The sequence below is a fragment of the Rheinheimera pleomorphica genome (assembly GCF_011634895.1).
GTDB classification, from domain to species: domain Bacteria; phylum Pseudomonadota; class Gammaproteobacteria; order Enterobacterales; family Alteromonadaceae; genus Alishewanella; species Alishewanella pleomorphica.
In genome coordinates this window covers 1-4,378 of sequence record NZ_SIRR01000010.1, presented here as the reverse complement: position 1 = coordinate 4,378, position 4,378 = coordinate 1, and the positions used below count along the sequence as shown (strand labels likewise).

Sequence of the window (4,378 nt, the reverse complement as noted above, 5' to 3'; positions counted from 1 at the left end):
TTTAGCTCTTTTATCCGCGCTTGGTTGATGTCAAACCCCAACGTCGGGTAATGCTTGCCAAACTCGACCGCCAGCGGCAGGCCGACATAGCCCAGCCCGATAATGGCGATATTGGCCTTTGCTAAATCTAACTTCATATTACTTTGTTACTCTTTTGACTGTGCCGAATATAATGCCGCAATATCACTGCAAAAACGGCAATAAAACCGCCTAAGAAGGTCACAACGATAACGATTACCACCCGCCCTGGCCTGGCTTTTTGCTCCGGTGCTATAGCACTGTCAATAGTCTTAAAAATGTACTCATCTCGCACATTGGCCAACATTAATTTTTTGGTTTGCTCTTCGATAAGGCCAAACAAAGCAGTCTTCACTTCAGATAGCTGAGTGTTGCCGATTTGTTGCTCCAGATAGGCAATGCTGCTTTGCGCTTCGCTGATATCGCGGCGTTTCATTTCGCTGTTTATCTCGGCAATTAACCAGCGCACCCACTGCGCTGCAATATGAGGTGACAAATGCTCAACGCTTAATCTAATCATCGACGTTGACGGATCTTGCTCTATCAGCATAATTTCACTAAACACTTCATAGGCTTCTTGCAAGCTTGGCTTAGCGCCGCGACCATCTTTGGGCTCACGCACCCATTTTTTGTTGTCTGCCAGGTAGATATCCGTATCGTACGTCAGGCTATTATCCTGTTGGTTCCAGTTCTTCGCCGCGATCAAATCTGGTAGAAGCTGATATTTATCAACAAACTTCGCAAGAAACTCGCGTGAGCTTAAGATCTCGATTGCCAGTACGGTGTCATCAACCCCGCCCGCGCTGGCAAGATTTACTCCCGCTAGTGCTGCCAAACCACCCAACTGACCGGACAAGCCCGCCCCGGCCTGCTCAGATGCAGGTGCCAGCAAGGCTTCACTTTTATAAATGTTTGGCAAACTCAAGGCGTATATCACCGCCGTTACCGCAAAAATAACAGTAGTGATGATAACGACCCACTTGCCACGCCAGATAACAGAAAACAGCTCGCGCAGGTCGATTTCGTCATCGGCCGCAGCATATTGCGGCCGGTTTAGATGGTCAGACATAGTATTCCTTGTTAACTCTTACTCAAACCAGGCACACACTCAGCACTTAAAATGAATTCAGCGCGGCTATCGTAATGGCCGTTTGATAGAAAATTTGCGTAACCTGCGACCACAGGCTCAAATTGTCTTTGTATTCGGTATCCAGCGGCACAATAATAGTGTCGCCCGGTTTTAACTGGCTGCGCGATACACTAAACCAACTGCTGGTGGGCACCATTACTGAACCGTCAGCGCGAATAACATAGGTGCGCTCGTCATCTGCACGCTTACGTAAGCCGCCGGCTAACTGTAGGTATTGTGGTAACGTCAAACTGTCATCGAACCTGTGTGTGCCTGCGTGCTGTACTTCGCCCAACACTGTTATAGCCCGGTTGGTACGCGGCACAAATAACCGGTCACCGTGTTCTACTGTCAGATCGTAGGCCGGGTTAGATGCCATCACCTGGGCCAGGTCAACCACTAAGCGTCCCATTGGTTGCAGCTTTTCCAATTCCTGGATCATTTTCATCGCATCTGCCGGAGACACATTAGAGCGTTCAGCAGATAACGCCCGGGTGGCAACATCCGACTTTAGCTGTTCTACCAGCTTGGCATACTGCATAATTTCTTTTTCTTTAACTTGCTCACGGGTAAATACGGCACCAAACACGAAAGCGCTGTCTGTTACGCCGCCGGCACGGGCAATCAACTGTGACAAGGTTTCGCCCTGCTGAATAATATAGGTGCCAGGGAATCTCACTTCGCCCTCGATCACGACTTCACGCTTATCTTCCCAGCCCGGTGTGCTAAACACATTTAAGCGGTCACGGTTATGCAGCGCGATATTGTCATCACTGCCGTTTAACGCCTGCTGCAGATTAAGATTAATATGCTTTACTTCTATGCCATTACTCTGGGAGTTATGGCGAACAGTGCGGCTAAGCTCGGCCCGGCTGATATAAGTGGCATCATTCAGTCCGCCTGCAGCGTTGAGCAAGTCGACAACTTTTGCCCCTGTGGTTAGCGGATACTCTCCGGGCACACGCACAGCACCGGTCACCGAAACCAGCGCCAGATTATTGTCCACCCGGCTTTGCAGCTTCACTTGCCGTAGCACCGGATATAACAACTCCGTGCGGCTAAGTTGCGGGCTTAATTGCAGCTTATCGTTACTGGTGAAAATATCGCTATATAATGCTTTGAGCTCATCTAACAGCAGGTCATCCTGCTGTTGCTTGGTTAAACTGGTTTTAGTCGCTGCGGCTTTTTCTGTTGCCTCAGGCTCTGCAACTAATGACGGTGGCAACTCAGTAGTCAGTACTTTTTCCAGTGCGCCAGCAGACAAATCACGCATCAACCACTGCTGGTCCTGGTTATCATCTATTTTGGTCAGGATAGTATCGCGCAAATATTTATTCAGTTTGCTACGGTCAAATGTCTGATCGGCATAATGGAACAACAGGATTTTATCACGCGGTGCCAGCACCAGATCATCTGAACCACCAGGCTGCGCCAGCGCACGCGCCGGGCTAAAGTGCAGTAGCTCGCTGATAGTGCCGGGAGTGTTTTCCCGGACAATTAGCGCATAATTTAGATCAGCAGTGGGCAGTAAATCAGACCAATGATGACGAATAAGATCGGTAAAACGGCTATTTTGCTGCCAGGCATAAAACCCCGGCCGCGCCACAGCGCCGGCAACAACGATTTGGTTCGCAATCTGATCTGAGGTTGCAGCGATACGTAACACATCACCATTTTTTGCCGGCAGCTGCTGTACCGACTTCCGGGTTAAATCAAGGTTTTGCAGGCTGCGTAAATTGTTATCAAAACGCTCCAGCACCGCAGCACGCGGGTAAGCACCGGCACTGGTGCCGCCAGCCATATTCAGCAGGCTAGCCAGGGTGTCATTGGCTTGTAACTCATACAAAGCTGGCCGCTTAACTTCGCCTTTTACTTCTGCCATCGCCATCACTGGGGCGATAAACACGACGTCGCCATGTTGCAGATGAATATCGTTACGGTTATCACCCCTGAGTAGCAAATCATATAAATCAAACTGACTGACCGTTTTACCGCCACGTTTTACGCTGATATTACGCAGACTGCCGATATCCGATACGCCGCCGGCAACAAACAGTGCCTGAGTAACAGAGGTAAGAGCTGACACAGCATAGGCGCCGGGGAATTTGGCTTCGCCGACAACAAAAATATTAATGGTGCGCAAAGCTCCCATGCTAACCGCGGCATCAACACCAATCATGGCCTGGCGCACTTTAGAGACAATAAGGTCTCTGGCTTGGCTAAAACCCAGCCCCGCCACCGTAACAGGGCCAACATCGGCAATAAACACCGTGCCATCACGGCTTACCGTTAATATTAATTCACTGTTTTGCTTACCAAACAGCTGCAAGGTAAGTTGATCGTCGACACCCAGAATATAATTGTCAGGTACCGGCATCACCGATACCGGCGCAAAGGTGCTGATACTGGCATCGAATAAATTCAGACCAAAACGCTGTGGCTCGCCGGCTTTAATCTTTTCTGCCTGGATTTGCTGTGCTGCTAACTCGGCTTCCAGCCGTGGCTGGTTAAGGGGTTGTACGGTGCTGTTTTTATCTACCAATGTGCCTGTACCGGTGCTACTTTGCTGCAAAGTGGCAGGGTCAATACCGTATTGTCTCGCTAAACGCTCTTGTTCAGCACGCGGTAACAGCCTGAATTGCTCCAGCATGGCCGGTGAAATAGCCTGTGCCAGCGCCTCTGCCTGGGGCAAAGCCACGATGAGGGCAAGGAAGAGACATTTTACAAATTTAAGCACCCGTAAACTCCAGTGTTGTTATTTATCCTGACGGCTTAATGCAGTTTTTCTGGCATGCTAACGGCATTAGGTTACTGCAACCTAATGCCCGATAGTAAAAACCCGTATAGCATCCCGCCGTTGTACTAACAGCGATAACTGCGGCGTAGCTACAAAACCGCAAAATATTACCGTTTTTTTGCAGATTAATCGAATGTTATTCCGTGTCTGTAACAATACAGGCAGCGTTTGTATCTTTTTTAGCCACATCGATACCCCGCAAAATGTGATCGGCAAAATGGGGTCAGAGAGCTCTGCCCCCATTTTTGTGGTTACAAGCGTAAATCAGCGTCGTCGCTGTTAAGCACGTACTTTAAGTCGTACACTACGCTGTCGCGCTTGGTTAGTGCGCGGATACCGGCAGCACCCATGGCGCGGAATTGCTGATGCCCCACCGCCAGGATAACCGCATCATAAGCGCCCTGCTCTGGCGTGCTCAGCGGCGTTATGCCGTA

Annotated in this window: 2 protein-coding genes and 2 pseudogenes; all 4 read right to left on the bottom strand. The window is 49.7% G+C overall.

Going from position 1 to position 4,378, the window contains the following annotated elements; all coding sequences use genetic code 11:
* Nucleotides 1-137 (bottom strand): annotated as a pseudogene (locus EYB30_RS13165) (Vi polysaccharide biosynthesis UDP-N-acetylglucosamine C-6 dehydrogenase TviB); the annotation flags it as partial.
* Nucleotides 134-1,087 carry a Wzz/FepE/Etk N-terminal domain-containing protein gene (locus tag EYB30_RS13160; protein ID WP_166839377.1) on the bottom strand — a complete coding sequence of 318 codons (954 nt, stop codon included), beginning with the start codon at nt 1,085-1,087 and terminating at the stop codon, nt 134-136. The pseudogene EYB30_RS13165 and the gene EYB30_RS13160, both read right to left, overlap by 4 nt.
* 46 nt (nt 1,088-1,133) lie before the next feature.
* Entirely contained in the window at nt 1,134-3,884 is a 2,751-nt protein-coding gene (locus EYB30_RS13155; protein WP_241698040.1) for an SLBB domain-containing protein, read from the bottom strand.
* A 311-nt stretch (nt 3,885-4,195) separates the two neighbouring features.
* Nucleotides 4,196-4,378: pseudogene (locus EYB30_RS13150) on the bottom strand (Vi polysaccharide biosynthesis UDP-N-acetylglucosamine C-6 dehydrogenase TviB); the annotation flags it as partial.